This window comes from Microbacterium sp. AZCO (assembly GCF_039614715.1).
Classification (GTDB): domain Bacteria; phylum Actinomycetota; class Actinomycetes; order Actinomycetales; family Microbacteriaceae; genus Microbacterium.
Genome location: NZ_CP154857.1, coordinates 775,047 through 797,317 on the forward strand (window position 1 = coordinate 775,047; position 22,271 = coordinate 797,317).

Sequence of the window (22,271 nt, forward strand, 5' to 3'; positions counted from 1 at the left end):
GTCATCGCAGCGGGTTGTCAACCTCGGACAGCCGGAGCAGATGGCATTCGTCGAAACTGGGCTCGCAGGCGATGAAGAGCGTGAACGCGATCGGTCGGGACGTCTCCTGCGCATCGGTCCCGACGACACCCGCCCGATGGCGCGTCCCTGAGATCGTGTATGCGATCGTGCCAGCCAGAAGGTCGCCCTCGGCGGCCTGACTGAGCGCGTCGTCCCAGGATGCCGGGACGAACACGCCGTCGATCGTCAACCACTGGCGCGTTCCATAGGTGCGCAGCTGTGCCCAGGCGTCCGCTGTCGGGTAATAGGTGCGCACGTCGGACGCGAGCGCGGCAGTCTCGTATCCGGACGGGTCGCCGGCGTCAACGATGACCTGTGCGTAGTCGGTCATCTCGAACGCGGTGGTGTCCCAGGTCATCAGTGCGTCGGCGGCGTCGCGTGCGAATCTCTCGCCATCGGCGGTGGAGAGAATCGCGCGGAGCGTGCTGCCCGAGGGTGACGGTGTCGGCACGTCGGGTGCAGACACCGGAGTTGTCGGGTCGATCGTGGGGGAGGCGGCGTCAGGGGAGGGGGCAAGGACAAGGCCGTAGAGTCCGACTCCGACCACTGCAGCGACCACGCCGAGGGTCACCGCGAGCAGGACTACGAGGCGTCGGCGATGTGGACGTTGTGTGATTGTCATCACGCGATCTCCCGTCCGAGCTGAGTGCGTGCGCTGCGCAATTGAGCGAAGAACTCGACGGTGTATGCGAGGGTCCCCTCGAACTGCGCGAGCTGCTCGTCGGTCAGCTCTGTGGCGACGGCGGCAACGTCGAAGTGGGTCCACCACTGGTCGAGGTCCTCCCATACGCGCACGAAGGCGCGGACCGGGAAGACATGCGCTGACGTCGTTCGGGTCTTGCGTACATTGCGGCCACGCTTGGCTTCTTTGACTCTCGCGAGCGCTGCGCTCGCCAGCTGCTCGAGTTCGTCGGGAGGGTCGAAATCTTCGGGTGCTTCGAAATCCTCGATCGTTCGGGGCGCCGGACGTATGACCTCCCGGATCCGAGCGTGGGCGGCAGCGACGCTGCCGCCATCATCGATGAGCCGCAACTCTGCGACCGCCATCTCCCTCAGCGCGGGGTCGGTCACCGGGCTGGCAACGAGCCGCTGAAGTTCTGCGATGCGATCGAGTGTCGTGTAGGAAGCCTTGCCCGTCACCATCAAAGCTGCCTGTGTACGGCTCTTCCCCGGCTTGAATTGCGGTGGTGCCACGGTGGCACCACCGTGGTTTTCGCTCGGATCGCCCAGCCGGCTGAACTGTGTCGCCGTCTGTCGCCGCTGCGCATCCTCAGTGATGTACTCCTTCAACTCCGTGTAGAGCGTCGTCGCCTCCGTGGGGGTGAGCGGCTTGTGGAGCACGTTCTCCGCCTGCTCGGCGAGCAACTCGGCGAGTCGATCAGAGATCCCGGACCTCACCCAGACCTTGATGGTCTTTTCGCCGAGACGCTTGAGCGCTTCGAGTCGGCGCGCGCCGCAGACCAGGATGCCCTCGGGCGTCACAGTGACGGGTTGCAGGAGTCCGTCGCGCGTGATCGACGCGGCGAGTTCGTCGATGTCGCCGTACTCCCGGCGGTGGCGATTCCCGACGATGATCGATGAGATCGATCGTTCGAGCTCGATGTGGCCGATCCTCGCGCTCACAGTCACTGCCTCGCGTTCTCGACAGGGGCGGAGAGACTGACGGCGAGGACGAGGTCATCGTCCGTCAAAAGTGACCGGAGGGGCTCGCCGATGAGGAGCCGGAGCAGGATGCCGCGGCCCGCAGTGGTGCGGGCGACCTCGGGCTCGGGGTTCCCGAGCACGGCGCGAAGCAGCCCGTTCCACGACGTCGAGGACAGGTCGAGGAGGGTCCTGCCGTGGACATCGCGCCGGAGTGACTCCCAAGCGGTCGCGCGGGAAGACACCTCGCTGAGGCGCGCGCAGATGTACTCCATCGCGGTGCGGGCACATGTGCGTGGCCAGCCGAGCAGGGTCAGGAACGCGATCGCACTCTCGACGGCCTCGACGATGCCGGTCCCTTCGGGCGTATCCTCCGCATCGTCATCGTCCCCGATGGACTGCACACGCAGCGCCGGGTGGTAGTCACTGAGCGGGTTCTCCCGATCGCTGAACCGCTCGGGGTCATGGAACGTGGAGAACTCGGGCCGACGCGCCTGATAGACCGAGCACAGCAGACCGTTCGCCCGCTCCTCAGCGATCATCGTCACCTGTACAGCGCGCGTCACGACCGCCCACGGGTCATCCGCGTTCCGGACCGCAGCCGAGCGCATGGCATCGAATGCGGCGGACCCGGCATCCCATGGGTCGAGTCCATGCTTGCGTGCCAGCCTCGCGTACCGCTTGACCACGTGCGCCATGAGTGCCGCCGCTTCCCGGTCATGGCGCCACGCGCCGTGGTCCCTCGCGGCGAGGCGTTCCAGAAGCGCGCGAAGCCCCTCCGAGCTCTCGAACTCATTGCGCTCGAGCATCGGGTCATCGCCGTCCTCCACGGCGGGTGAGGATGCGTCTGCAGTTGACCATGAACGCTGGCTGGCCATGACAACCCCGCTACCGACCGATCCCGGAGCGCCGGACTGCGCCATGCACATGGCGCCCGCTGCCGAACGCGGTGACGGGTGGCAGGTGAAGTGCCCGGTCGCGAATGGCGCGTCGTGTCGCCGCAACCCCCTGGTTGGGCACGGCGCGGGCGCGGCGCGCGATGGATGCCTCGAGGTCGATGCCCTGTCCGGCGACACGACCGGTGATCACCGGCACGAGTTCCGTCGGCCGCATCCAGACGACCTCGCTGCGCACTCGCTCGGTACCTGACAGGCTGAGGGGCTGACGCTCGAGCGAAGGATCGCCGTGCCGCGCGAACTCGGACACCTCGTCACCGGTCGCCCGGTCAGCGCGATCGGGTTGGCCAGACGACGCGTTCGAGCGGTTGTTCATCTCTGCATGCTCGTCTCGGTCGAACTCATTCATGGCGTGGCCCCTTTCTGTAGGTCAGGTGTGCCGAGCGTCCCCGCGAACCATCGGCCGACTGTCGACGGGTGGACTCCCGTGGCGCTCGCAATCTCTCTGTTCGACATCCCGCGCTGACGCATCAGCGCCGCGATGTCTCTACGGGCACCCTTCTCCGGAACATCCGGGTGCGGGTGGAGCTGCACGAGTTCTGTGGATGGCCCTCGCACGGCGGATGCTGTGGAGGAGTGAGGAACCCCGAATCTCTGGGTGAGCACGACGGTGAGGTGCGTGATCGCAAGCAGGACCAGCGGCGGTACCGCCGCGACGGATGCAGCGAGCACCGGTGGAACGTCAGCGTCGGCGGCGACGACGGCGTGGATCGCATTCGCGGCGACGGAGACCGCGGCGCCCGCGATCAGGAGCATCCACGGGTACCAGGCCTCCCGGCCACCTGCGAGCGCGACGACAGAGACCGTCCCCACGACGATGATCCCGTCGACGATCAGCGGCCATGCCCAGGCTTGATTGCGGGCGATGCCTGACCGATGTGCAAGATCGGCGAGGGCGGTGAAAGACAGCCAGAAGGCACCGATCGCGATGAAGACGGTGCCTGCCACCGCCGTCCACACTGCGAGGCGCCCCGATCGCATCTGCGTTGGGTCGAAGGTCATGAGATCACGCGTCCCTTCATCGACGGGCTAGTTGCGCGGGCGCGAAAGGGTGGTGTCGCCCTCACCATCGTTCGGTACGCGGATCGGATGGTTGTGAGGATCTCTGCCTCTCGAAGCCCGACGCGCACCGCGGCCGGGCCGAGAACAGCTCGAGCGTTGTCATCGGGCAGGCCGTTCTCCGCCAGGCGGCACGCCGCCCAGTAGAGCGCTCGGTTGCGCTCGCCCTCCATCCGTGTGGCAAGCCAGCCGGCGATCCGGTCTACGTCGACATCCCGATGGGCGGTGGTGGCGGTGCTCCTTGAGGGTGCCGGCCGGGGGTCGAGAAACTGCCGAAGGGCGACCGCGTCGAGCGGCACGGCGCCTGGGCGCCCCACGCCGATCAGCTCGTAGCTCGATCCGTTGCCTTCGAACACCACCCGCGACGGTGGGACGATCACATAACCGCCCTCGCCGCGGAAATCGATGCCACACCTTGATGCTTGCCACGACGGCTGAGGTTTCTTCGGGTCGGCGGGGTAGTAGGCATGCATGCCGCCGGACGCTGTCTTCACCAGAACCTGCCAGCGGTCGACCAGACCCTCCCGGCGGGCGAGTTCGAAGGGACCGAATCCGCGCACCCGACCGTGCACATCGATGTCGACGACCTCGATTCCGGAGCGGGAGCCGGTCGGCATCCCGATGTTCGAGTCGGGCCATCGCGCCCACCACCGTCTGATCTGCTTGATATCTGAGGTCGCGTCGCGGAAGCCGTGTTGCGTCAGCGGGCGCTTCTCAGCGGCCTTGCACGGAAAGATCGGGATTCCGGACTGAGCGAAGCGTGCCGCTCCTTCGCTCGGTGAAAGACCGAGCACGGATGCAAGCAGCGCTGCGGTGTCCATCAGAGCACCGGCCGGGCAGTCGCGGAGCGGGAGGGGTGCCGCCGATCGGAGCCGCTGAGGCTGGTGTCATCGACCCGATCCCAGGGACGCACTGTCGTCGACTCTCTCGACAGCCCCGGCGGATCACCTGCGCCCACCTGAGCCGTATGCAGCTGCGAGAGAATCGCGACCGCAGTCGACCGCACACGTTCACCTGTCGCCTGGACGACCTCGACCGGCGTCTTCCCGTCGACAGAGGTAGCCCACGTCGAGACGTACGGGATTGTGTAGCTCGACGTGTCGAGCCCGTGCGCCGCGCCGATCATTAGCGCGACCGACTCGGCCTCGACCTCGCCGATTCCCCGATGCAGGGATGCCTCGGGATGATCAGGACCGTGGAGCTCCACGTGAGCGAGTTCGTGCGCGAGCGTCTTCACACGCGCGGCAGGATCGATGTCGCCCCGGACGGCGACGCTGCGCGTGAGGTAGTCGGTCATGCCGTTCGCTCCTCCCAGGTCCCGATCACTGTCGACAAGGCGCAACGAGTAGCCCTTTGCGCGCACGAGCGTCGCGAGGCCGTCCCACATCCCCGGCGGCGCCTCACCCTCCAGCAGCTGCGGCCGAGGTTCCTCCGGGATCGCTTCACCGCTGGTCTGCGAGGCATCCCAGACATATGCCGGACGCACGCCGACCAAGCGCGACTGCACTGCCTCGCCTCGCTGAGGCGCCTCGCGGGGCGCGAGCCGACGCCACGACTCGGCGATCTGCGGAGTACGCGAAGCGAACCGGCGGACGACGGGCGCGAAGATCATATAGCCGGGCTGTCCGCGATCGACGGAACGCCCCAGCGTCAGCCACTGCCGGAAGCCGGCGACGTATGTCGGCGTCGGGGCGGAGACCCTGCCCTGCTCGAACGCTGCTGCGTGCTGCATCCAGATGAGCAGGGTGTTGTTGAACGACCGAGAGCGGAACCGGGCCGCAAACGCGAGAGCGCGGTTCCAGTCGTCGCCCGTCACAAGGTCGGCTACCGCATCAGCGAGCTGAGCGTGGAGCCGCTCGAGCTTTGCCGCTGTGACAGCATCGCCGGATCGTTGGTGAGCCATGGTACGTCCCCTTCTTCGTAGCCGCGTGCGGCGGCCTCAACAGCAGAGGTACGTCTCGACTCACCGTCGGGGTCGTCAGCGTGTCGGCGGCAAACGGGGGAGCGCGCGAGACTCGTGTGCGTACATAGGTGTAACCTACGCTTGATGTGCTGAATTAGATAGCAAACGAACACGATGTGCCTAGCGATAGCCTGTGGACGTGGGTAGACGTTCCCAGGGTGAGGCTGGCGCGTGGTCGATGGACCTCGTGCGAGCAATCTCGACACTTCGTGATGCGGCCGGGATGACGAATCAGGAGCTGATCGAGCGCTCCGAGATGTCGGCGAGCTACTTCTATGGACGGCTGAGGGGCGCCGCGCCGTTCGACGCGAACGACATCGAGAAGCTCGCTCAGGCTCTGGGGACCCATCCGCACGAGATCTCTCGTGTCGCAGCATCCATCGGCGACGCTCGAGAGATCGAGCCCATGGTCGACACGGACGCGAAGGAACTGGCGCGGCGGTTGTCCGCGGTATCGCGTGCGCCCCGCCTGGACGGATCCGCGTTCGATATCGACGGTCTCCTCAACGAGCTCGCTGAACGTGGGGTCGCGCTGGACCGCGATGAGTGGTCAAGCCTGCTCGCGGGTGAGTCAAGCACTGTTCGTGTGAGAGTGCTCGAAGGCGTCGGTGCGTATGCCGGCGTCCCGACGGCGTACCTGCTCGACCTCGAGGACGCTGCCGCAGTGGAAGCAGCGGAGGCGAACTTCGAGTTCCGCGAGGCGCTGAAGGCGTCCGGCGCCGACTCGGTGTCAGCGCGCGCCGTCGGCGAGATCTCGCCTGCCGCGCTGCGCGCCATCGCGCAGACCCTCAGGTCGATCTCTGCGCATTAGCGCATTCACCTGACCTCGTCTGCGCCGCGGCGTACAGTGGGGATCATTCGAGCGATCGCTGTGTCGAGATCGTGATCGGAGGTCAGGCGTCATGAGCTACCGCGCTTCTCGAGATCATGAAGAGTTGCGCGCCCGCGCAGAGGCGCAGCTCGAACGCCTTGACCTCCCCGGTGACATCGAACTGGAAGACATCGTCCGTCAAGTCGCCCGGGCCACCGGCAAGAGGATCGACGTGGAGCCCGTCGGCGATCGCGACTGGGAGAACATCACCGGCCTGGTCCTGTTGACGGCCGACTCGGCCAAGATCCTGGTGCGCAAGTCCGACCCGCGCTGGTACCAGTTCCACACGGTGCTGCACGAGCTGTCGCACGTCGTGTTCGAGCACGCAGGATGCGCGACACTGCCCGTCAAGCATCCCGGATCTCGCCACGTCCGCGCCGGCCAGACCGTGCTCGCGCGAGGAATCGTCACCCCGGACTTCGAACTCGACCTGGACTTCGCCGACACCGAACTCGTGATCGAGGCAGAGGCTGAGAAGCTATCGCAGCTCTTGTCGCGGCTGCTCCTTCAACCCCGCCACGGCCACGACGAGGCGGTGTTCGGGTGATGACGCTGAGCATCGAGTCCGTCGCGTTCCTCGCGCTGCTGGTACTCACCCTGATCCGGTTGCCGTCAGCCATTCGCGAGCCGTCGAGTCGACTGACGTGGATCGCCACGATCACGGGGCTCGCTGCCGTGTTCATGGTCGGGGTTGTCGTTCCCTTGCCGATCGTCGATGGATGGCTCGGGGGAACAAACGTCGCGAACCTCATCCAGAACATCCTCGCAACCACAGCATTCTGGTTCGTCATGCAGGCAGCACTCACGCTCGACGGCAGCAGATTCAATCCACGCAGCCTCTGGGAGCTGCCCGCGATGTTCCTCTCGTTCACCGTGCCCTTCCTCCTGATCACCGACCGGGGATCGACGACGGATGAGTTCATCAAGGAGTCGGCAGATCAGTTCGGCTTGTGGGCGTACGCGTCGCTCTACATGGGATGCGTCGTCCTGATCATGGTCCGGATGCTCCGCGGAATTCACGGACGCAAGCCGCGGCCGTACATCCTCATCCGCATCGGAGCGTGGGCGATCCTCGGAGCGAGCCTCATCGAGATCGTCTACCTCACCCTCCGCGTCGCTGGCCTGGGGCGGACCCCGTCGGTCGAAGCAGTCGGGGCTCTATTCACGATTCCGTTCTACGGCGGTGTCGTGCTGGTGTGTGCAGGGATCATCCTGTTCGCCATCGCCCGCGTGGGCCGGAGATCGATGAACGCCACCCTCGGGCGGCTCCTTGCGAAGGCAAGCCTCGACCGCGGGATGATCGTGAAGCCGATTCCTGATGAGGACCCAGTTCACGAGACATACCGACTTGCCGTTCGCCTGACCGACATTGCTAACAGCCAGGAGTTGACGAAGCGTGAACGAGTTCTCCTTCGAGCCGCGACCGAAATGCTCGACCGACAGATGAGGGCGCCGGCGGTGGTCCGGATGTCGAGTGCCGCGGGGACGGTGACCGCACCTTGAAACTGATCGGCACTTTGGCCGCGGTGTCAATGGTGCTCTTGGCGGCTGCGGGAGCACTGATCTGGATGCTGGCACGTCGCGTTGTTGGCGTCGAACCGCGGCGCAAGACTGTGACCGTGCGTCGCGTCGGCGACGCGATCGAGCTGCCGCGGAGCGACCTCACGGTTGCCAACGGGAGCTACGGCCTTTGGTTTGGGGAACGTTTTGAACACCACGCGCTGATCGGGCCCGTGGTGTCGACAGACGGAGATCAGGTCACTCGTCGGGTGCTCAACAAAACTGCACCGATGAGCACGGATCCCTTCGAAGCTCAGTGGACCGGCCACATCATAAGCGGGCCCGCCGAGATCGACGCCGACTGGGAGGACGTGACGGTGCCGCTTCGCGACGGCACCTCGGCGCCGGCGTGGCTTTTCCAGGGCAGCACTGCAGAGGCGCCGTGGGTGATTCACGTGCAGGGTGTTCGTACCTCGAGACTCGTGACCCTGCGCTCCGTCGAGGTGGCACAGAGTTCCGGCCTGACCTCCCTCGTGATCACCTACCGAGGCTCGGGGGACGGACCGCCGGCATCGGCCTCCACACTGGGCCAGCGTGAGTGGACCGATCTGGCCGACGCGATCGTATACGCCCGATCTCGAGGGGCCGCAGCCGTCTATGTTGTGGCGTGGTCGATGGGCGCGGGTCTCGCTCTGGAGCTTCTTCGCCGCGACCCAGCGGCCTTCGACCGGCTTGCGCTGATCGCCCCTGCCACGAACTGGTCGCTCATCATCCGACACGCCGTGAACCGTGCTGGCCTGCCCAGGTTCGTTGCCTCCCTCGTGACGGGGGCGCTCGCCTCTCGACTGGCGGGTCGACTGCTCGGGATGCCCGCACCGCTCGACTTCGACCGGCTCGATTGGAGTCAGAACCTCACGACACATGTGCCGATGACCGTGGTCCACTCAAGAGGGGATGAGGAGATCCCCTTCGAGCTCACGCGCGCCTTCGTCGCCGCGCACCCAGACATCACGCTTGTGGAGACAGCGGCAGCTCCGCATGGATGGGAGGCTAACGTCGACCCGGGAGTTTTCAGGTCGGCGCTGACCTCTTGGCTCGACAGCTCGGAAGCAAGCAAGCCGCAGACGCCGTGAGGGTGGAGCTGAGGGAGCGCGCTCATGTCGCTGGACCCGGTTGCGCCGGAGATCATGAGCCTGCGGACGCGCGATTGACGCGACTCTCACAAACGCGCCATGGCCCTGGCCTGCTGCCGCCGAGCATCGAACCGCGCATCGTGAATCACTCGCGGGACCTTGGAAGCCGGGGATGGAGACACAGGCCATTCCCGCCCGATTGAGGTCGCACCGCCGATCCACGCAGTTGTGGGGCGAGTCGACTCAGCTGGACAGTTCCCCGGCAAGGATGCGGACACGAGCCGCGATGGCGTCGCGCATTCCGCGCACACCATCGAGATCCCAGTGCTCAGGGTTGGGGAATTCCCATTCGACGTGCCGCCCGCGGATGGGCGCGGGGAGCTGCAAGCCGGGCTTCATTGTGACGACGACATCGGCGGTCGCCAGATCCGTCTCCGTCACCAGCCGTGGACGTGCTGCAGAGGTGTCGGCCCCCACTTCCTGAAGCGATTGTGCGACGACCGGGTTGATCTCGTCTGCGGGCTTGAGACCCGCGCTGGTCGCGTGAAACTCGCCTGGCGCGATGACACCGAGCAGGTGCGCGCCGAGCTGCGATCGGCCGGCGTTGTGCTGGCAGATGAAGAGGACGGTGGGCGGGGTGGTCATGCGGGGACTCCAAGGGGAAGGTGGGCGCGGGACCACGCCTGCGTCGCCGTCTGCACGGCGTCCCAGGGCGACCCGAGCGGCGGGGTGTACGAGAGATCCAGGTCACTGACCTGGTCGATGGTGAGGCCGGCGAACAGCGCGGTCGCGTACGTGTCGACGCGCTTCGCGGTCTCAGTGCCGAGACGCCCGACCAGCTGCGCGCCGAGAAGCCGCCCGGTGTCGCGGTCGCCGGTGATGCAGAAGCTGATCGGCTGCGCACCTGGGTAGTAGCGCTTGTGGTCGTCCGCCACAGCCTGCGTGGTCGCCGGTGCATAGCCGGCGGCCGCTGCCTCGTGCTCACGGAGCCCGGTGCGCGCCGCGACGATGTCGAAGACCTTGACGACCTGGGTGCCGACGGATCCGGCGAACCGCGCCTCGCCACCCAGCGCGTTCTCGCCCGCGACGCGCCCCTGCTTGTGGGCGGTGGTACCGAGCGGCAGATACGTGACGCCGAGCAGGCGATGGTGGGTCACGACGCCGTCACCCGCGGCGAAGACGTGAGGGATACCGGTGCGCATCTGCTCGTCGACGACCACCGCCCGGCCCGCGCCGAGCTGCGCTCCGGCGTCCTCGAGCAAGGCCGTGTTGGGGCGAACACCGACGACCGCGAGAACCAGATCCGCGCTGTGCGACACCGGCTCGCCGAGGTGCTCGGCGTGGACCACGAGCCCGGAGTCGGCCTTCTCGACGGCCGTCACGGTGGTGTTCGTGTGCACGTCGACGCCGTGCTCGACCAACTCGTCGTGCACGAGCGCCGCGAGTTCGGGGTCCAGGGTGGAGAGCACCTCGGGGCCACGCTGCAGCTGGGTCACCCGCATCCCGCGCGCCCGGAACCCTTCGGCCATCTCCAGGCCGACATAGCCCGCGCCGATGATCACCGCGCTGTTGGGCGCACGGCTGGCAAGGTGCGCGTCCAGCGCGAAGGTGTCACCCATCGAGTGGATGACGTGTACGCCGTCCTCGGGGCCGAGATCGCCCAGCCCCGCGATGCCGGCGAAGGAGGGCAGGGCGCCGGTGCCGACGATGAGCTCGTCGTACGAGATCTCGGATTCCCCATTACCATCGCGGACCGTCAGGCGCCGCTGCTCGGCGTCGATTCGGGTCGCCAGGGTGTTCAGTCGCAGCCTCATGCCCGTCGCCTCGAGATCGGCGTGAGTGCGGTGCGCGAGCGACTGCCACGGCTTCACGTCACCCGAGAAGTAATACGGGATGCCGCAGATCGAATAGTTCGGATACTCGTCCGCAACGACGACGGTCACGTCGACAGTGGGGTCCAGCTCTCGGGCGCGGAGCGCGGCGGAGATCCCCGCGTCGCTGCCGCCGATAGCGACGATATGCATGTCTGAAGTCCTTCGGATTGTGCGGGGCGGTCAGTCGAGGCTGGCGAGTTCGTCCTGCGCGGTGTCGGTCTGCTTGTCCGTGAGCGGGACGAACAGCGAGGACTGAGCGATCGCGTCGGCATTGTCGACGTAGTAGTCCACGAACGCCTTCACCGCCGCCTCATCCGCGTAGGAGTTGTTGTTGACGTAGATGAACAGCGGCCGGCCGAGCGGCGCGTACGTGCCGTCCTGCACGGTCTCGACGGACGGGGCGACGCAGCCGTCGCCGCCGTCGACCTCGAGGCCCTTGACGACGTCCGCGTTCTCTTCGAGATAGGTGAAGCCGAAGTAGCCCAGCGCACCCTCGTCTGCCTTGACACCCTGAACCGTGACGTCGTCATCCTCGGAGCCCGTGTAGTCGCTGCGACTGCTTCCCTCTTCACCGTTGATTGCTTCGGTGAAGTAGTCGAACGTGCCCGAATCAGCACCCGGCCCGAAGAGCGTGAGCGGAACGTTCGGGTATGAGGGGTCGATCTGGTTCCAGTTGGTGACCGCTCCCTGGGATTCGGCCGCCCAGATCGTTTTCAACTGGTCGACAGTGAGGCAGTCCACCCAGTCGTTCTCGGGATTGACCACGACGGAGATCCCGTCGTTGGCGATCACTATCTCCGTGTACTCGACACCCGCAGCCTCGCACTTCGCTGCCTCATCGTCGTCGATCGGCCGGGAGGCGTTGGAGATGTCTGTTTCGCCGGAGCAGAAGGACCGGAACCCGCCACCGGTGCCGGTGATCTGGACCGTCACCGCCACGTCCGGCTGGACGCCCGCGAACTGGATCGATGCCGCCTTCGTGAGGGGGCCGACCGTGGAGGAGCCGTCGCTGACGACGGTCCCGCTCACGGTCTCGCCAGAGTCACCGATCGATTCGCCAGCACATCCACTCAACGCGAGTGCCGCGAGGAGGATCGTCGCCGCGGCGAGCGGCGCCGTGCGGTTCATGGCTGCGCCACCCGCTCCGGAAGCAGGTCGTCGAGCAGCGCCTCGATGCGCAGGCGGATCTCGTCCCGGATGGGACGGACGGCTTCGATCCCCTGCCCGGCTGGGTCGTCGAGTTCCCAGTCCTCGTAGCGCTTGCCGGGGAAGATCGGGCACGCGTCGCCGCAGCCCATCGTGATGACGACGTCGGATTCCTTGACGGCGTCGACGGTCAGCACCTTCGGGGTGTTGCCGGCGATGTCGATGCCTTCCTCGGCCATCGCCTCGACGGCCACCGGGTTGATGACGTCCTTGGGTGCGGACCCCGCGGAGATGACCTCGACATCGTCGCCACCCAGCGCACGGAGGTACCCCGCCGCCATCTGCGAACGGCCGGCGTTGTGGACGCAGACGAACAGGACGGTGGGCTTGTCGCTCATGGCGGTCTCGCTTTCTCTCACCAGAAAGCATAGACCGTGATCTATCTATTTATCGAGTCGGGGCAGATGAACTTTCGGGGAACAACTCATCGAGCAGCCTGCGGACGCGCCCTTCGATGTCGTCCCTGATCGCACGAACTTGCTCAGGTGACTTGCCGACCGGGTCGTCGAGTTCCCAGTCCAGGTAGCGGCGGCCGGGGTAGACCGGGCATGCGTCGCCGCAGCCCATCGTGACGACGACGTCGGCCGCGCGGACGGCTTCATCGGTGAGCGGCTTCGGGAACTCGCCACCCAGCGAAACACCGATCTCATTGAGCGCGGTGACGATGCTCTGGCGCACATCACTGACTGGCTCCGAGCCGGCCGTTCGCACCGCGACTCGGTCACCGGCGAGCTGCCTGAGGATTCCGGCCGCGATCTGCGAGCGACCGGCGTTCTGCACGCAGACGAAGAGCACAGTCGGCACGGTCGGCGTGAGCACGTCATCACGTTGGAGTGCCTCCAGCCGTGAGGCGGCGAACGTCGCCGTGCGGCTGGCCAGCATTGGGGACTGCGAGTGACCCGCCAGGAGCTGGTGGCTGTCCAGGACGATCGCGCGGACGGTCTCACGGCTGAACACGCCGTGGAAGCGGACGGAAAGGTCATCGGCGATGCGCTCGAGATCGGGCTCGTCCGCGGGCTCTGCGCCGCCGAGGATCGAGTCGACAAGATCGGCGTGGGCAGGGGCGATCGAGTACCAGACGCGGCGCCCGTCCGGCTCGCGCACGACGATGCCGTCGTCGTGCAGCGCCTTCATGTGGTGACTGACCGTCGGCTGCCGCAGTTCCAGGGACTTCGCCAGTGCCCCGACGAGGGCCCGCCCATCCTGCGAGTCACGGATCAGTCGGAGTATGCGCACACGGGTCTGATCCCCCAATGAGGTGATGCTCACCGCAGGATTCATAGACGGAAGTCTATCGACGACTCCGGTCGGCGTCACACGAGCGCGAACGCCAGATCACGGGCGCGGAGCCCAAGGCTCGTCACCACCCACGCCCCGTCCGAGCGCTCGATCCAGTGCAGGCTCGCCAGTTGCCAGAGAATCTGGCCGGCGATCCGCGGCAACCGGCGGGCGTGAGCGGATGTGAGAGCCGTCCGACGCTCAGCCCACACCCGCGCGACATCGTCGCTATCGCGAGCTCCACCGCCGTTCACGATGTCGAGCACGATCAGGCGCGACTCGCTGAGGTATCGCCGGATGGTCGCGTCGTCCATGCTCAGTTGCGCTCCACCGCGTCGCTGCGACGCTCGATGAGGAGGGTGTCGCGCCAGCAGCCGGCGTGCGGGCCGGTCCCCGATCGGGCGATGCGTTCGCGTCGACCCACCACACGGAACCCCGCTGCCTCGTGGAGTCTGAGGCTCGCGCCGTTCTCAGGGAAGATGCTCGACTGGATCGTCCAGATCCCCGCGTCCTCGGCAGCGTCGATGAACACGTCGAGGAGGCGGCGGCCGATGCCTCGTCCCCGAGCACGGCGGTCGATGTAAACCGAGTGCTCGACGACCCCGCGGTACGCCGGGCGGGAAGACACGGGCGAAGCGGCGATCCAGCCGACGAGGGCGTCGCCTGCGTCGACGGCGACGAACCGCAGCGAGGGCAGCTTGCCCGCATCGAACGACTGCCAGGTGGGAGTGTCGACCTCGAACGTCGCCTCGCCGTCCTCGATGCCCTGCGCGTAGATCTTCTCGACTATCGGCCAGTCGGCCGGGGTCATCTCGCGCACACGTGCCCTCAACAGCATCCACCGCCATTGCCGGCGTCGGTCGAGCAGACGCCGGTCGCGGGAAGCACCAGCTCGACGTTCGACGCGGATGCGGTGTCACCGGCGAGCCAGGCCGTCACCGAGCGCACCTGCTCGTACCCGGTGGCGAGCAGGAATGTCGGCGCCCGCCCGTAGGACTTCATTCCGACGATGAAGAACCCCTGCTCCGGGTGGGTCAGCTCGCGGAAACCATGGGGCTCGACGGTGCCACAGGAGTGCACGTTCGGGTCGATCAGCGGAGCCAGACGCTTGGGCGCTTCAACGATCTCGTCCAACTCGAGGCGGATCTCACGGAGGATGTCGAGATTCGGCCGGAACCCCGTCGCATTGACCACGATGTCAGTCTCGTGGGCGACCACCTCTCCATGGCGGTGGCCGACCAACTCGACCGCGTCGCCTGCTCGGCGCGCACGGATGACCTCGAACCCGTCGATCAGGGCGATGTCGCCACGCTCCACCGCCCGGTCGACACGGCTGCCGAGGTGCGCGCGACCGATCAGCTCATCGTCGGGCGAGGACGAGACCCGCACCGCGTTAGCGTTGCGGATCAGCCAGGTGACCGTGGTGCCGACTTCCTCGCGAGCCAGCTTCACCAGCGCAAGCAGCGTGTTCGCGGCGGAATGCCCGGCGCCCACGACCGTCACCCGCCGCCCGGCGAACTCGGCACGATCCCTGCCGAGCACATCGGGAAGCGCGGGGGTAACACGGTCGGCGATGTCGGCCATGCCCAGCAGCTCGAGGCCGCTGGAGGAGAGGGAGTTGGGGGAGAGGTAGGTGCCCGACGCGTCGATCACGGCGCGCGCCGCGACATCTTCGACCTCGCCGTTCGCGGTACGGATCCGCAGTAGGAAGGGCGTCGCCGCCCGACGGCTTGTCCGGGTGCGGTCCATGCCCTCGCGAGTCACGCCGATCACCTCGACGCCGGTGCGGATCCGCCCGGAGATCTCGTCCAGGGCAGCCAGTGGCGCGACGTACCTGTCAACCAGCTCCGTTCCGGTTGGGGCACGCTCCGGGTCGGGCAGCTCCCATCCGGCTTCTTCCAGTAGCCGCCGAGATGCCGGATCGACCAAGTGCTTCCACGGCGAGAACAGCCGCGTGTGGCCCCAGGCCCGCACGCTCGCTGCGACCTCATCGCCGGACTCGAACAGAATGAAGTCGATGCCGCGTTCGACGAGGTTCGCGGCCGCCGCTAGCCCGATCGGGCCCGCCCCGATGATCGCGACCGGCAACGTCGAGAGCCGATCGGTGACAGCGACACGGGGTGTCAGATCAAGCAGAGTCACAGCATCCTCCAGAAGATATCGACGAACTTCGATACCTCGATTCTGGACCCAACTATCGATACCTGTCAATATCGACTAGTCTCGATGCATGACCACACTGCTCGAGGTGACCGACATCACCGCCGGCGCTTGCTGCACGCCACTGGTGCGAGAGCCGTTGTCCGCAACGGAGGCGGAGCAACTCGCCACGACGATGAAGGCTCTTGCCGATCCCGCGCGGCTCCGCCTGCTGTCCATCGTCGCGGCCTCGGAGAACTCCGAGGCGTGCGTGTGCGATCTCATCGAGCCGGTCGGGCTCAGCCAGCCAACAGTTTCCCATCACCTGAAGATCCTCACCGCTGCGGGGTTCCTCGAGCGCAGCAAGCGGGGCACCTGGGCGTACTTCAAGCTCGTTCCCGGCGCGTTGGACCGCGTCTCGCAGCTTCTCGTCGCCTCGTGAGCACGACGGTTCGCTCCGTTGCCGGGGAGTTTCTCGGCAGCGCGGGTCTCGCTGCGGTCGTGATCGGCTCCGGCATTGCCGCGCAGCGACTCTCTCCGGAAGATGTCGGCCTCCAGCTCTTCGAGAACGCATTTGCGACCGCTCTGGGACTTGCGGTCTTGATTATGGTTTTCGCGTCCGTCTCCGGCGCCCACTTCAACCCGGTCGTCACATTGACTGACGTCCTTCTGCACCGCCGGAAGTGGTCGATCGTCTGCTTCTACCTGCCCGCGCAGGTGCTCGGATGCATCGGAGGAGCGGTGCTCGCCAACGTGATGTTCGGCGCGCCGGCTGTGTCGTGGAGCACGACCGATCGCAACGGTTTCCCGCTTCTGCTCAGTGAGGTCATCGCGACCGCCGGGCTGATCCTGGTGATCTTCGCGTTGGTCCGTACCGGCCGCTCGCAGCTGGCCGCCCCCGCGGTGGGCGCGTACATCGGGGCGGCGTACTTCTTCACCTCGTCGACGAGCTTCGCGAACCCGGCGATCACCATCGGCCGCATGTTCAGCGACACCTTCGCCGGCATCGCGCCCGCGTCCGCGCTGCCGTTCATCACCGCGCAACTGGTCGGCGCAGGCCTGGGGTGGCTTCTCGTGCGCGCCCTGTTCCCGGTCCCGGCGCCAGAGCCGGCCACAGCCTGAGTGCAGTGGCCACGCAGCTGCGACCGCGCCTGGGACTCGCGGCCCTCGCCGTGTCACAGGTCGTCACGTGGGGTGTGCTCTACTACGCCATCCTGGTAGCTGCGCCCGCGATCGCCGCCGACACCGGCTGGGGAGAAGAGACGATCTTCCTCATCGTCACCGCGGCGCTCCTCACCTCGGCGGCATGCGCTGCGCCCGCCGGGCATTGGTTGGACCATCACCCGCGCCGAATCATGCTGGTCGGCGCGGTCACCGGCACGGTGGCAGTCCTTGCCACCGCGGCAGCCCCCAACGTTGGCCTCTTCGCCACGGCATGGATCATCGGCGGCGCGGCCCAGTCGGCCATCCTGTACCAGGCCGCCTTCACGGTGATCACGCATCGGCATGGCCAGGCGCGGCGTACACCCTTGACGATCATCACCCTCGCGGGTGGCCTCGCGTCGACGTTCTTCGCTCCCATCACCGGCTGGCTCGTCTCGGAGACCGGCTGGCGAGTGACGTTTGTCGTCCTCGCGGGCACGTTGGCGGTGGTGGTCATCCCGGCCTATGCCCTCACGGTCGAACGCAGTTGGGCCTCGGTTCAGACGCAAACGGATGTCAGTACCGCAGCGCCGACAGTCATCACCAGCATGCGCTTCTGGCTGCTCACGCTCGCGCTCGCACTGCTGTCGTTCTCGCTGTACTCGGTCACCCTGTCGGCCGTTCCTGCTTCAGCTGAGAAGGGACTCGATCTGCAAGCTGCATCCTGGGTGCTTGGGCTCATCGGCGCTGGACAAGTGCTGGGGCGACTCGTCTACCTCGCGATTCCACACGGCACCGCGCCCTGGATCGCTGCAACCGCCGTCGGCGTCGCAGGTGCCGGATTCCTCGCCGGATACGCGATCGCCGCGCAGCCAGGATGGATCATCGCCACCGCGATCGTCACCGGCGCGATCCGTGGCGCACTCACCCTCGTGCAGGCTTCAGCTGTCTCGGACCGGTGGGGCACAACCGGATACGGGCGCCTCAACGGGACTCTGGCCGCACCCGTCGCGGCCCTGACAGCCCTCGCGCCTGGCACTGCGGCGACAGTCGCCACCACACTTGGCTCATACCAAGCGATGGGCCTCTTGATGGCAGCCGTCTGCCTCACGGGCGGCCTGTTAGCCGTCCGCCGGTAGCTCTGGCGGGAAGTCCGGGTCATGCGGACCTCGGCCGAGGCGCACCGACGCAGCGCTGCGGATCGCAATCGGCCGGCGGTTTCTCCGCCTCCTGCTGCCTCAGTGCCACGGCCCCTCAGAAGTCGCTACACGTCTTGCAGATCGAGGGCCGTACCCGCTGAAGCGGGCACGGCTGCGCACCTTCTTACGAAAGAGAGGCGGTGCCGAGTGTCGGTGTCGATGCGGGTGATGAGCGCGGGGGATGGCTACAAGTACCTCCTCCGCACCGTCGCCGCCGCAGACGGTGAGCGACCACTCTCCAGTCCGCTGACCCGCTATTACGCCGAGGCCGGCACGCCGCCAGGCCGCTGGCTCGGCAGCGGGCTGCCGGGGCTCGCGGGCGGCAGGATCAGCGCGGGTTCTCGAGTCTCCGAAGCGCAGCTCGAGCTGCTGCTGGGGATGGGGCGAGACCCGGGAACGGGTTCGCCACTCGGCCGCGCGTACCCCGAGTACGCAGCCTCTGAGGCGAGCCCAGACCGGGCGACCACGCCACCGAGCCCCGCATCGACCCGCCGACATGCCGTCGCCGGCTACGACTTCACGTTCTCCCTTCCGAAGTCGGCATCTGTCCTCTGGGCGGTCGCCGATGCCAACACCCAAGCCACAATCGCCGCCGCGCACCACCAAGCGATCGACGACGTCCTCGCCTTCGTGGAGCGCGAACTCGCCGCGACCCGAGCCGGCGAAGCGGGGCGTGACGGCGCCGTCGCACAGGTCGAAGTGACGGGGCTTGTTGCCGCGGGGTTCGACCACTTCGACTCGCGGGCGGGCGATCCACAACTGCACACGCACGTCGTGGTGAGCAACAAGGTGCGCACAGCTTTCGATGGCAAGTGGCGCTCGCTCGATGGGCGTCCGCTGTACGCAGCGACCGTTGCGCTCTCCGAACTGCACTCTTCCCTTTTTGCCGACCACCTATCGCGTTCGCTCGGCGTCCAATGGGAGCAGCGTGAGCGCGAAGCCGACCGCAACCCGGTGTGGGCGATCGCAAGCGTTCCCGAGTCGCTCGTCGGAGAGTTCTCGTCTCGCTCGCGCCACATCGACATCGAGAAGGACAGGCTCATCGACGAGTATGCCGCCAAGCACGGCCGCGCGCCGTCGATGGTGACGATCATCCGTCTGCGCCAGCAGGCGACGCTCGCGACGCGCCCCGAGAAGCAACTCCGATCCCTCTCCGATCTCACTCACGACTGGCGTGCACGGGCCAGCCGTGTGCTCGGCCGTGACGCGACCGTGTGGGCGCGTGACGCCGTGAATCGCCGCGACGCGCAGACGCCGCTTCGCGCGGAGGACGTAGCGCCCGGCATCCTGAATCAGATCGCAGCGCGCGTCGTCGAAGCCGCCAGCGAGCGTCGCTCGACATGGACGCGCTGGAACCTCTACGCCGAGACTGCACGGCAGACGATGAGCTGGCGCTTCGCCGCGACCGAAGACCGCGAGGTGATCGTCGGAATGATCACGGATGCCGCTCTACAGCGCTCCACGCGGCTCACTCCACCCGAGCTCACGGTCTCGCCCGCCGAGTTCCGGCGTGCCGACGAGACGAGCGTCTTCCGCCCGCGCAACTCCGCGCGCTACTCATCGATTGCGCTACTGGATGCCGAGGAGCGCCTGCTCGCCGCGTCGCACGCGACCGAAGCGCCGGTGGCCAGCGCTGCAACTCTCGAGCATGCCGAGCGTGCACGCCGCAATCGCGGGATTGTCCTCGGAGGGGATCAGCGCGCGGCGCTCCACTCGATTGCAACCTCCGCGCGATCGCTGGACGTGCTGATCGGGCCGGCGGGGGCCGGCAAGACGACCGCGATGCACGCGTTGCGCCTCGCGTGGGAACACGGGCACGGACGTGGCTCCGTCATCGGGCTCGCACCTTCTGCTGCGGCCGCGCGCGAACTCGCTGACGACCTCGCCATCGCCACCGAGAACACCGCCAAGTGGTTGCACGAGCATCGCCAGGGTCGTGCAACGGTGCGCGCTGGCCAGCTCGTCATCATTGACGAGGCATCCCTAGCCGGCACGCTCACGCTCGATCGCATCAGCACGCTGGCGACGCAGGCAGGCGCGAAAGTGCTCCTGGTGGGGGACTGGGCGCAGCTACAGTCGGTCGACGCCGGCGGTGCGTTCCGGATGCTCGTCGAAGCACGCTCCGATGCTCCTGAGCTCGCCGATGTACACCGCTTCCGCAATGCGTGGGAGAAGGAGGCATCTCTCGATCTGCGCAACGGGCGCCTGCAAGCCCTCGACGCGTACGGCACGCACGACCGGATCATCGGTGGCGACGCCGACGCGATGACCAACGCCGCCTTCAGCGCGTGGCTCCGTGACGTGGCGTCGGGCAAGTCATCGGTTCTCGTTTCCGAGACAGGCGAAGCGGTTGCGGCGCTCAACCGACGGGCGCGCGCCGAGCTGATCACCTCTGGTGTCGTGAATGCCGCGGCCGAGGCATCCCTGCGGGATGAGTGCGCAGCATCCGTCGGTGATGTCGTCATCACCCGCAAGAACGACCGACGCCTGCGCTCGGGAAATGACTGGGTGCGAAACGGTGCACGGTGGAAGGTCGTCGCGGTGCGCCGCGACAGTTCTCTCCGTGTGCAGAACACCGATCGCCCTGGCGCCCGATCACTCACTCTGCCGGCCGAGTACGTGGCTGAGAACGTCGATCTCGGCTACGCGGTTACCGCCTACCGTGCGCAGGGGATCACTACCGACACCGCGCACGCCGTAATCGAGCCCGGAACGACGCGCGAGAACCTGTACGTCGCGATGACACGGGGGAGAGCCTCGAACACGGCGTACGTCGTCGTGTCGCGCCCCGACGACAACCACTCCGCTCGGCATCCCGGCGAGCGTCCGGATGCCACTGCCCGCGACATCCTCGCAGGCGTGCTCGTTCACGTCGGCGCCGAGCTGTCGGCACACGAGACGATCGCCGCCGAGCAGGAGACCTGGGGATCGATCGCGCAGCTCGCGGCCGAGTACGACACGATCGCGGCGTCCGCCCAGCGGGCACGGTGGACGAGTCTCATTCGGGTGTGCGGACTGCCAGCCGAACTGGCCAAAGCGGCGACTACCTCGGACGCTTTCGGCGCCCTGACAGCGGGCCTTCGACGCGCGGAGGCGGTCGGTTACAACGTTGGGACGCTGCTTCCGCGGATCGTCGCCGCGCGTGGATTCGAAGATGCTCAGGATGCCGCGGCCGTGCTCCACGAGCGCCTCGAGCGAGTCCTCGCTCAGCCATTGAGCGGCAGCTCGCGGGGGAGCGGGGGGCGGCTCATCGCCGGCCTCATCCCGGCGGCGATGGGGGAGATGGATGCCGAGATGCGGCGTGCCCTCGACGAACGGGCACACCTCATCGAGGAGCGCGCATCAGTGCTAGTCGAATCCGCGTTGACGTCGGGGGAGGGGTGGATCGCTTCGCTCGGGCGCGTCCCCGTCGGTCCGGCGCGAGCGGGTGAGTGGCGGCAGCAGGCGCGCATCATTGCGGCTTACCGAGACCGGTACAGCGTTTTCGAGGATGACGCGCTCGGTGCTCCCGCTGCATCGCCAAACCAGCGAATGGATGCCGCGGCCGCAGCCGTGGCGCGGGATCGGGCGATCTGGCTGTCGCGGACGGATGCTCCTACACAGCCACAGCGGCCACCTGCGCGCGCTCACGCTGTCCACAGCTTGTAGCGGATGGTCCTATCGACGTCCGAGCGGCGGGCGTAGCCTGAGCGCAACTGCAAGCCCCATGCCTGAAGGAGAGGCTTGGCCGATGTTCCAACTGCTGATCGCCATCGTAAGTCGCATCTACGCGTTCTTCCAGCGGACGATGCCGACGAACATGATCATCCGCGCCACGCACACTCGCCGCGGCCTGAAGTGGGGCGTGCCCGCGATGCTCCTTGCCGTCGTCTACGTCGTGCTCGCCGCCGCCCTCGCGCAGTGGGTCGCCGGCGGCGCTCCCGGATGGATCAACCTGCTCGTGCTGGTGTGCTTGTGGAACGCGCTGAAGTTCGTGGTGAACGGGCCGATCACCCTCGTTCGGCTGGTCCGCGTGCGGGCGCTCGAGCGTCGCTACCGCGGCGCGGGAGTGGCCTCGAACGAAACGATGACGGTCGGCTGAGACCGAACCGCGGACGCCACGACGTCAGCCGGCAGTCGCGGGTTCGAATGTCGCCCGCTCAAAGTTCATGTGTTTGCACGGGTCTTGCGGGTCAAGTTACCGGGCGAAAGTCGCGAACCGGTAGGCGCGTCGCATCCGCACGTGCGACGACCGTCATGCGCGCAATGC

24 protein-coding genes are annotated in these 22,271 nt (G+C 67.1%); 9 read left to right on the forward strand and 15 right to left on the reverse strand.

Features of this window, described 5'->3' with window-relative positions; all coding sequences use genetic code 11:
- Nucleotide 1: 1 nt before the first annotated feature.
- The 7 genes from AAIB33_RS03585 to AAIB33_RS03615 all read right to left on the reverse strand — a co-directional run bounded on the left by AAIB33_RS03585 (nucleotide 2) and on the right by AAIB33_RS03615 (nucleotide 5,619).
- Nucleotides 2–631: a hypothetical protein gene (locus AAIB33_RS03585; protein ID WP_345802191.1), complete on the reverse strand. Its 630-nt coding sequence runs from the start codon at nucleotides 629–631 to the stop codon at nucleotides 2–4.
- 50 nt (nucleotides 632–681) lie between these two features.
- Entirely contained in the window at nucleotides 682–1,683 is a 1,002-nt protein-coding gene (locus tag AAIB33_RS03590) for a ParB N-terminal domain-containing protein (protein WP_345802192.1), read from the reverse strand.
- Nucleotides 1,684–1,685: 2 nt separating this feature from the next.
- Nucleotides 1,686–2,510, reverse strand: a complete 825-nt coding sequence (locus AAIB33_RS03595; RefSeq protein ID WP_345803368.1) for a hypothetical protein — start codon at nucleotides 2,508–2,510, stop codon at nucleotides 1,686–1,688.
- Nucleotides 2,511–2,589: 79 nt separating this feature from the next.
- The gene (locus AAIB33_RS03600) at nucleotides 2,590–2,973 is read right to left on the reverse strand and encodes a hypothetical protein (protein WP_345802193.1); all 384 of its coding nucleotides are present in this window, start codon (nucleotides 2,971–2,973) and stop codon (nucleotides 2,590–2,592) included.
- Nucleotides 2,974–3,002: 29 nt separating this feature from the next.
- Nucleotides 3,003–3,638, reverse strand: coding sequence for a DUF2637 domain-containing protein (locus AAIB33_RS03605; protein ID WP_345803369.1), 636 nt, complete (start codon nucleotides 3,636–3,638; stop codon nucleotides 3,003–3,005).
- 17 nt (nucleotides 3,639–3,655) lie between these two features.
- Nucleotides 3,656–4,537: a bifunctional DNA primase/polymerase gene (locus AAIB33_RS03610; protein WP_345802194.1), complete on the reverse strand. Its 882-nt coding sequence runs from the start codon at nucleotides 4,535–4,537 to the stop codon at nucleotides 3,656–3,658.
- A complete protein-coding gene (locus AAIB33_RS03615; protein ID WP_345802195.1) occupies nucleotides 4,537–5,619 on the reverse strand; it encodes an ArdC-like ssDNA-binding domain-containing protein in 1,083 nt (360 codons plus the stop codon). Before AAIB33_RS03615 ends, AAIB33_RS03610 begins: the two co-directional genes overlap by 1 nt.
- Before the next feature lie 238 nt (nucleotides 5,620–5,857).
- Between AAIB33_RS03615 and AAIB33_RS03620 the strand changes: the two genes are divergently transcribed.
- The 4 genes from AAIB33_RS03620 (at nucleotide 5,858) to AAIB33_RS03635 (ending at nucleotide 9,183) form a co-directional block, all read left to right on the forward strand.
- Nucleotides 5,858–6,490: a helix-turn-helix transcriptional regulator gene (locus AAIB33_RS03620; protein ID WP_345803370.1), complete on the forward strand. Its 633-nt coding sequence runs from the start codon at nucleotides 5,858–5,860 to the stop codon at nucleotides 6,488–6,490.
- A 91-nt stretch (nucleotides 6,491–6,581) separates the two neighbouring features.
- On the forward strand, nucleotides 6,582–7,097 hold the full coding sequence (locus AAIB33_RS03625) for a hypothetical protein (protein WP_345802196.1): 516 nt from the start codon (nucleotides 6,582–6,584) through the stop codon (nucleotides 7,095–7,097).
- Nucleotides 7,097–8,053: a hypothetical protein gene (locus tag AAIB33_RS03630; RefSeq protein ID WP_345802197.1), complete on the forward strand. Its 957-nt coding sequence runs from the start codon at nucleotides 7,097–7,099 to the stop codon at nucleotides 8,051–8,053. The genes AAIB33_RS03625 and AAIB33_RS03630 overlap by 1 nt, the downstream gene beginning before the upstream one ends.
- On the forward strand, nucleotides 8,050–9,183 hold the full coding sequence (locus tag AAIB33_RS03635) for a hypothetical protein (protein ID WP_345802198.1): 1,134 nt from the start codon (nucleotides 8,050–8,052) through the stop codon (nucleotides 9,181–9,183). Before AAIB33_RS03630 ends, AAIB33_RS03635 begins: the two co-directional genes overlap by 4 nt.
- 243 nt (nucleotides 9,184–9,426) lie before the next feature.
- Here AAIB33_RS03635 and AAIB33_RS03640 read toward each other — a convergent pair whose 3' ends face one another.
- Genes AAIB33_RS03640 through AAIB33_RS03675 form a run of 8 tightly spaced genes read right to left on the reverse strand, consistent with a single transcriptional unit; the run spans nucleotide 9,427 to nucleotide 15,683 of the window.
- On the reverse strand, nucleotides 9,427–9,828 hold the full coding sequence (locus AAIB33_RS03640; RefSeq protein ID WP_345802199.1) for a low molecular weight phosphatase family protein: 402 nt from the start codon (nucleotides 9,826–9,828) through the stop codon (nucleotides 9,427–9,429).
- Complete coding sequence (locus tag AAIB33_RS03645; protein WP_345802200.1) at nucleotides 9,825–11,207, reverse strand: FAD-dependent oxidoreductase; 1,383 nt, start codon at nucleotides 11,205–11,207, stop codon at nucleotides 9,825–9,827. The genes AAIB33_RS03640 and AAIB33_RS03645 overlap by 4 nt, the downstream gene beginning before the upstream one ends.
- A gap of 30 nt (nucleotides 11,208–11,237) precedes the next feature.
- Nucleotides 11,238–12,185 carry a PstS family phosphate ABC transporter substrate-binding protein gene (locus AAIB33_RS03650; protein WP_345802201.1) on the reverse strand — a complete coding sequence of 316 codons (948 nt, stop codon included), beginning with the start codon at nucleotides 12,183–12,185 and terminating at the stop codon, nucleotides 11,238–11,240.
- Nucleotides 12,182–12,601 carry an arsenate reductase ArsC gene (locus AAIB33_RS03655; protein WP_345802202.1) on the reverse strand — a complete coding sequence of 140 codons (420 nt, stop codon included), beginning with the start codon at nucleotides 12,599–12,601 and terminating at the stop codon, nucleotides 12,182–12,184. Before AAIB33_RS03655 ends, AAIB33_RS03650 begins: the two co-directional genes overlap by 4 nt.
- A gap of 49 nt (nucleotides 12,602–12,650) precedes the next feature.
- Nucleotides 12,651–13,544, reverse strand: a complete 894-nt coding sequence (locus AAIB33_RS03660; protein WP_345802203.1) for a metalloregulator ArsR/SmtB family transcription factor — start codon at nucleotides 13,542–13,544, stop codon at nucleotides 12,651–12,653.
- 32 nt (nucleotides 13,545–13,576) lie between these two features.
- Nucleotides 13,577–13,855: a hypothetical protein gene (locus tag AAIB33_RS03665; protein ID WP_345802204.1), complete on the reverse strand. Its 279-nt coding sequence runs from the start codon at nucleotides 13,853–13,855 to the stop codon at nucleotides 13,577–13,579.
- Nucleotides 13,856–13,857: 2 nt separating this feature from the next.
- Entirely contained in the window at nucleotides 13,858–14,352 is a 495-nt protein-coding gene (locus AAIB33_RS03670; RefSeq protein ID WP_345802205.1) for an N-acetyltransferase family protein, read from the reverse strand.
- A gap of 17 nt (nucleotides 14,353–14,369) precedes the next feature.
- Entirely contained in the window at nucleotides 14,370–15,683 is a 1,314-nt protein-coding gene (locus AAIB33_RS03675) for an FAD-dependent oxidoreductase (RefSeq protein WP_345802206.1), read from the reverse strand.
- A gap of 88 nt (nucleotides 15,684–15,771) precedes the next feature.
- On the opposite strand from AAIB33_RS03675, the gene AAIB33_RS03680 reads away from it, so the two are divergent.
- The 5 genes from AAIB33_RS03680 to AAIB33_RS03700 all read left to right on the forward strand — a co-directional run bounded on the left by AAIB33_RS03680 (nucleotide 15,772) and on the right by AAIB33_RS03700 (nucleotide 22,103).
- Entirely contained in the window at nucleotides 15,772–16,122 is a 351-nt protein-coding gene (locus tag AAIB33_RS03680; protein ID WP_345802207.1) for a metalloregulator ArsR/SmtB family transcription factor, read from the forward strand.
- The gene (locus AAIB33_RS03685) at nucleotides 16,119–16,802 is read left to right on the forward strand and encodes an MIP/aquaporin family protein (protein ID WP_345802208.1); all 684 of its coding nucleotides are present in this window, start codon (nucleotides 16,119–16,121) and stop codon (nucleotides 16,800–16,802) included. The genes AAIB33_RS03680 and AAIB33_RS03685 overlap by 4 nt, the downstream gene beginning before the upstream one ends.
- Nucleotides 16,803–16,807: 5 nt before the next feature.
- Entirely contained in the window at nucleotides 16,808–17,962 is a 1,155-nt protein-coding gene (locus AAIB33_RS03690; protein ID WP_345802209.1) for an MFS transporter, read from the forward strand.
- 219 nt (nucleotides 17,963–18,181) lie between these two features.
- Nucleotides 18,182–21,670 (forward strand): MobF family relaxase, encoded by a 3,489-nt coding sequence (gene mobF / locus AAIB33_RS03695; protein ID WP_345803371.1) that lies wholly within the window; start codon nucleotides 18,182–18,184, stop codon nucleotides 21,668–21,670.
- 82 nt (nucleotides 21,671–21,752) lie between these two features.
- Nucleotides 21,753–22,103 carry a sulfate permease gene (locus tag AAIB33_RS03700; RefSeq protein ID WP_345802210.1) on the forward strand — a complete coding sequence of 117 codons (351 nt, stop codon included), beginning with the start codon at nucleotides 21,753–21,755 and terminating at the stop codon, nucleotides 22,101–22,103.
- Nucleotides 22,104–22,271: the final 168 nt, after the last annotated feature.

What these genes read in the sequence shown, in the direction of transcription:
- AAIB33_RS03595 (WP_345803368.1), bottom strand. Translation starts at nt 2,510, where the DNA reads ATGCTCGAGCGCAATGAGTTCGAGAGCTCGGAGGGGCTTCGCGCGCTT.
- AAIB33_RS03600 (WP_345802193.1), bottom strand. Translation starts at nt 2,973, where the DNA reads ATGAACAACCGCTCGAACGCGTCGTCTGGCCAACCCGATCGCGCTGAC.
- AAIB33_RS03605 (WP_345803369.1), bottom strand. Translation starts at nt 3,638, where the DNA reads ATGCGATCGGGGCGCCTCGCAGTGTGGACGGCGGTGGCAGGCACCGTC.
- AAIB33_RS03610 (WP_345802194.1), bottom strand. Translation starts at nt 4,537, where the DNA reads ATGGACACCGCAGCGCTGCTTGCATCCGTGCTCGGTCTTTCACCGAGC.
- AAIB33_RS03615 (WP_345802195.1), bottom strand. Translation starts at nt 5,619, where the DNA reads ATGGCTCACCAACGATCCGGCGATGCTGTCACAGCGGCAAAGCTCGAG.
- AAIB33_RS03620 (WP_345803370.1), top strand. Translation starts at nt 5,858, where the DNA reads ATGGACCTCGTGCGAGCAATCTCGACACTTCGTGATGCGGCCGGGATG.
- AAIB33_RS03625 (WP_345802196.1), top strand. Translation starts at nt 6,582, where the DNA reads ATGAGCTACCGCGCTTCTCGAGATCATGAAGAGTTGCGCGCCCGCGCA.
- AAIB33_RS03630 (WP_345802197.1), top strand. Translation starts at nt 7,097, where the DNA reads ATGACGCTGAGCATCGAGTCCGTCGCGTTCCTCGCGCTGCTGGTACTC.
- AAIB33_RS03640 (WP_345802199.1), bottom strand. Translation starts at nt 9,828, where the DNA reads ATGACCACCCCGCCCACCGTCCTCTTCATCTGCCAGCACAACGCCGGC.
- AAIB33_RS03645 (WP_345802200.1), bottom strand. Translation starts at nt 11,207, where the DNA reads ATGCATATCGTCGCTATCGGCGGCAGCGACGCGGGGATCTCCGCCGCG.
- AAIB33_RS03650 (WP_345802201.1), bottom strand. Translation starts at nt 12,185, where the DNA reads ATGAACCGCACGGCGCCGCTCGCCGCGGCGACGATCCTCCTCGCGGCA.
- AAIB33_RS03655 (WP_345802202.1), bottom strand. Translation starts at nt 12,601, where the DNA reads ATGAGCGACAAGCCCACCGTCCTGTTCGTCTGCGTCCACAACGCCGGC.
- AAIB33_RS03660 (WP_345802203.1), bottom strand. Translation starts at nt 13,544, where the DNA reads ATGAATCCTGCGGTGAGCATCACCTCATTGGGGGATCAGACCCGTGTG.
- AAIB33_RS03665 (WP_345802204.1), bottom strand. Translation starts at nt 13,855, where the DNA reads ATGGACGACGCGACCATCCGGCGATACCTCAGCGAGTCGCGCCTGATC.
- AAIB33_RS03670 (WP_345802205.1), bottom strand. Translation starts at nt 14,352, where the DNA reads ATGACCCCGGCCGACTGGCCGATAGTCGAGAAGATCTACGCGCAGGGC.
- AAIB33_RS03680 (WP_345802207.1), top strand. Translation starts at nt 15,772, where the DNA reads ATGACCACACTGCTCGAGGTGACCGACATCACCGCCGGCGCTTGCTGC.
- mobF (WP_345803371.1), top strand. Translation starts at nt 18,182, where the DNA reads ATGCGGGTGATGAGCGCGGGGGATGGCTACAAGTACCTCCTCCGCACC.
- AAIB33_RS03700 (WP_345802210.1), top strand. Translation starts at nt 21,753, where the DNA reads ATGTTCCAACTGCTGATCGCCATCGTAAGTCGCATCTACGCGTTCTTC.